General features: G+C 43.3%; 5 protein-coding genes. All 5 read right to left on the reverse strand.

Annotated elements, in window-relative coordinates:
* Positions 1-153: 153 nt before the first annotated feature.
* The 5 genes from VMW01_17050 to VMW01_17070 are packed head-to-tail and all read right to left on the reverse strand — an operon-like array spanning position 154 to position 3399.
* On the reverse strand, positions 154-897 hold the full coding sequence (locus VMW01_17050; protein ID HUW07950.1) for a PHP domain-containing protein: 744 nt from the start codon (positions 895-897) through the stop codon (positions 154-156).
* A 3-nt stretch (positions 898-900) separates the two neighbouring features.
* Positions 901-1233 (reverse strand): hypothetical protein, encoded by a 333-nt coding sequence (locus VMW01_17055; GenBank protein HUW07951.1) that lies wholly within the window; start codon positions 1231-1233, stop codon positions 901-903.
* Positions 1220-2611 (reverse strand): [Fe-Fe] hydrogenase large subunit C-terminal domain-containing protein, encoded by a 1392-nt coding sequence (locus VMW01_17060; GenBank protein HUW07952.1) that lies wholly within the window; start codon positions 2609-2611, stop codon positions 1220-1222. The genes VMW01_17055 and VMW01_17060 overlap by 14 nt, the downstream gene beginning before the upstream one ends.
* Positions 2612-2614: 3 nt before the next feature.
* Entirely contained in the window at positions 2615-3040 is a 426-nt protein-coding gene (locus VMW01_17065; protein ID HUW07953.1) for an ATP-binding protein, read from the reverse strand.
* Between the two features lie 14 nt (positions 3041-3054).
* Entirely contained in the window at positions 3055-3399 is a 345-nt protein-coding gene (locus tag VMW01_17070) for a hypothetical protein (GenBank protein HUW07954.1), read from the reverse strand.
* Positions 3400-3657 lie beyond the last annotated feature (258 nt).

Below are 3657 nucleotides of genomic sequence, written 5' to 3' on the forward strand. Positions count from 1 at the left end.
TTCTGAAGAGATACCGCTACCGTTGTCTTTTATGGTGATGGATAAAAGGTCCAACAAGATGTCCTCCACAATGGATATCTCCACAAGTGTAGCCTTTGCACGAATGGAGTTTTGGGCAATGTCAAGAATATGTAGTGCTAAATCTTTCATACGTCAGTCAACCATTACGGAGCGACCTCCGGCTCCTTTTAATGCAAGCTTAAGTTCATCAAAGGAAGGTTCCTCAACCATTAAAGATGTATAAACTTCTCCGATACCTTCAACAAAGTGAGCATCTGAATTTTGCAAAAAGGAATATTTTTTAAGGTAACCGTTTCTTCCTAAGAACTCTTTTTTGCTCGTATGTTTAGAAATTTCCACCCCATCGATTGGTAAATCGGTCGGAATAAAGCCCAGCTGGCTTATAATGCTGAACTTTGTCTTGTTAATATGCGCAGGAATAAACAATCCACCAAGACGGTGAACCTCCTTCTCTAAACTGTCTATGCTAACAGTAAGTGCAGAAATTAAAGGTGCGTCAACCTCCTTAATGATATTTTCATCGCGATCAACCACTACCTGATAGCCAAACAGTGCAGGGTTATTTCGCTGGCCGCTGGGGTAATTCTGCTCAAGATAAAGTTGAAAGATAGAAAGGACTTCCAGTGTTGGAAAAAAGGTGAGACAGTGAACCTCCTCCTTTGTGGTGACCTCTGCCCCAAGGATGGTGGCAATGCCGACCTCCCGAGCAAGTTCCTGCACCAACTCACAGTGAAGGGTTGTATTGTGGTCCGTTACTGCAATTACGTCAAGACCAACTTCCTTTGCTTGGGCAACAAGCACCGTGGGGCTCATTTCAAGAGAGCCACAGGGGGAAAGTACCGTATGCAGATGTAAATCGGCCTTAAAGACCCTCATTGCTTAATGTAATAGATTGTAGAGTTTACCTGTAATATCAAATGTGGGTATGGAAGTCCCCAAAACGGGAATCCCTTCAACATTGCTCTGCTCAGCAGTGTCAACCTCGGGTTGTTGACCACCAACAAGGATTACAGCAGCCAATTCCTTCAGCGATGCAATAGCCATTACATTCTTATGTGTTTGCAAGGTAATCCATACCATACCTGCTTCAGCATTGCCCATTACATCGCTAAGTAAATCGGAGGTATACCCTCCAATTACATCACGGCTTAAGCCTTCCGCTCCCGAGTAAACCTTCAGATTGAGCTGGCTAACAATATCAGAGACTTTCATTATCGGCTCCTTTTTTATGACAATTCTTAATAAACTTATCCTTGCCCCAAATTTTCTCCATTATTCGGTAGGCATGATCACTCCCTAACATACCCGTTCTTTCCATCATCCGTTGAACGTAGATACACTGAGAAACGGTCGCTCGGTTTTGGACAATGTCTTCAGCCAAAGCCTGACATGAAGGGGCACCGCATACACCACAATCCACGCCTGGTAAATAACACATAACCTTTCTCGCCCGCTGCATTTTTCGCATAGCCTTGGCCATGTCCACGTCGAGCATATACATCGAACGTGGCTTAATTTCTGTACTCAGGCGAATGTGACGCATAAGGTATGGCTCATAGGTATCAATCGAACTTCGCGAAATGGAAGCGGCTCTCGCCTCAACCGATGGAGCTTTGCCAGCTCTTTTACCTAATCTCTCAACAGTCAGAAAGCGATTAGAGGTAGTTAAAACTCCTCCTGCACAGCTCTGATCACATGCTCGCAGCTCTAAAAAATCGATATCACTTATTTCCTCATTTTCCAACTTTTCGAGAAACTCGATTACATTATGAACCTCATCAATGGCCAAGCAACGTCCTAGTGAATGGTCGGCCTCACCATTGGTAAGGCTCCATAGTATCTCCTTAGAAACAAGGTGGCTTCGGTTAACATCAACCCCAGCATCCTTTGACCTTTGCCTGAGCGCCTTGTGAACTCTATTGAAAATAAAGTCCATGTTAATTACACCGTTAATTCGCGATCGACCCTCACCTACTGGGGCTTTTATAGCTGCAATCTTAGCTGCACAAGGCGTTATATAAAAAACACCTATCTCCTCCTCCTTTGCTCCATTATCCATCAAAACTTTTCGGCAGTATATAGCCGAAACATCCAGAGGTGGCCGTAGTAGCATTATGTTTTCGACCATAGAGGGAAATTTCACCTGAATGAGCCGAATAATTGCAGGACAAAACGAGGAGATTAGCGGCTTGTTCGCGATCGCAGACTCATACTCATGCTGCGCCCGATTTAAAACGGTGGCACCATGTTCAACCTCATACACCCAAGTAAATCCCAAGTCCATGAGACTGCTATAGAGCTCGCCTGGAGAAATCTCATCTGGAAATTGTCCTATTAGAACCGAAGGCACAAGGGCCACGCGATGTTTGTAATCAAAGATACGTTGAAAGTCATCTTGCTCAATAATGATAGCGTGCACTGGGCATACCCTAAAACACTCCCCACAATCTATGCACCGATCTTCAATTAGGTTAGCTTTACCATCGAACACCCGTAACGCTTCAGTAGGACAAACCCGCATACAGTGTGAGCAACCGATGCAGACATCCTTCAATATTTTTAATGCATGGTGAAAAAACATTTTTTCCATACACTATGCCTCTTGGCTGTTTAATAATATGGTTATTTCCAGCGTAGTTCCACTACCTACCTCGCTGGTAATTTCAAACTTGTCGGCGTTAAAATCAATATTGGGAAGCCCCATTCCTGCACCAAAACCCATCTCCCGAACTTCCGGAGAGGCAGTGGAAAAACCCTTCTGCATAGCAAGAGGAATATTAGGAATCCCAGGACCTTCATCTATTAGCCTCATTACAATCTTTTTGGTATCAATGTTGGCAAAAATGGTTCCCCTGAATGCATGAGCGACAATATTTACCTCCGCTTCGTACAAGCATACCACCACCCGCTTCACAATTTTTACATCCACATTCAACTGCTTCAAAACCTTTTTTATTTGGCTTGAAGCGTAACCAGCGCGGGCAAAATCTCCCCCCTCAACCTTATATTCAAAGTTCATCGACATGACGTGGTCTAATATACTGGTTTTAAGCCAGCTTTATACAACTCTCCGGCTACAAAAAAAAGGGTATTCTTCGAGCGAAGAATGGCAATATCACACTCTTTTGCCAGCTCCACCATCTCCGTTGTAATTGGTTTGTTTCTAACAATGAGTACACAGGGAATGTCAGACATTTCAGCTGTTCGGATAGACTGCAAGTTCGAAAGGCCGGTAATCAAAATGAGTTTATCGCACTGAACGGTTAACACATCACTCATTAAATCCGACGAAAAAGCAAACTCAACATCGGTGCCCAGCAGCTCCTCACCACACACCACCTCACCTTTCACTGTTTCACATATCTCCCTCAAGGTCATACTCTTGCAATTTGGCTTAAAGAAATAATAGAATAGCTGTTGATTACTTTGATTCAGCTGGTAAAAATACGAACAAATTGCATTTTTTGTTATACCGCAAACAATGTTATTCAACAAACAATAAACTACCTCGCAGCAGAGCTGACGAGGTATTAAAACAAAGACAGTTGCTGACTGTGTATCTTTATATATTCTTTTTCTCGACCTTGCCCCTTTACATACGCTTGTATTGTAGATTCATCTCCATGCTTACCTACT

Origin of the sequence: Williamwhitmania sp. (genome assembly GCA_035529935.1) — a bacterium.
Classification (GTDB): Bacteria; Bacteroidota; Bacteroidia; order Bacteroidales; family Williamwhitmaniaceae; genus Williamwhitmania.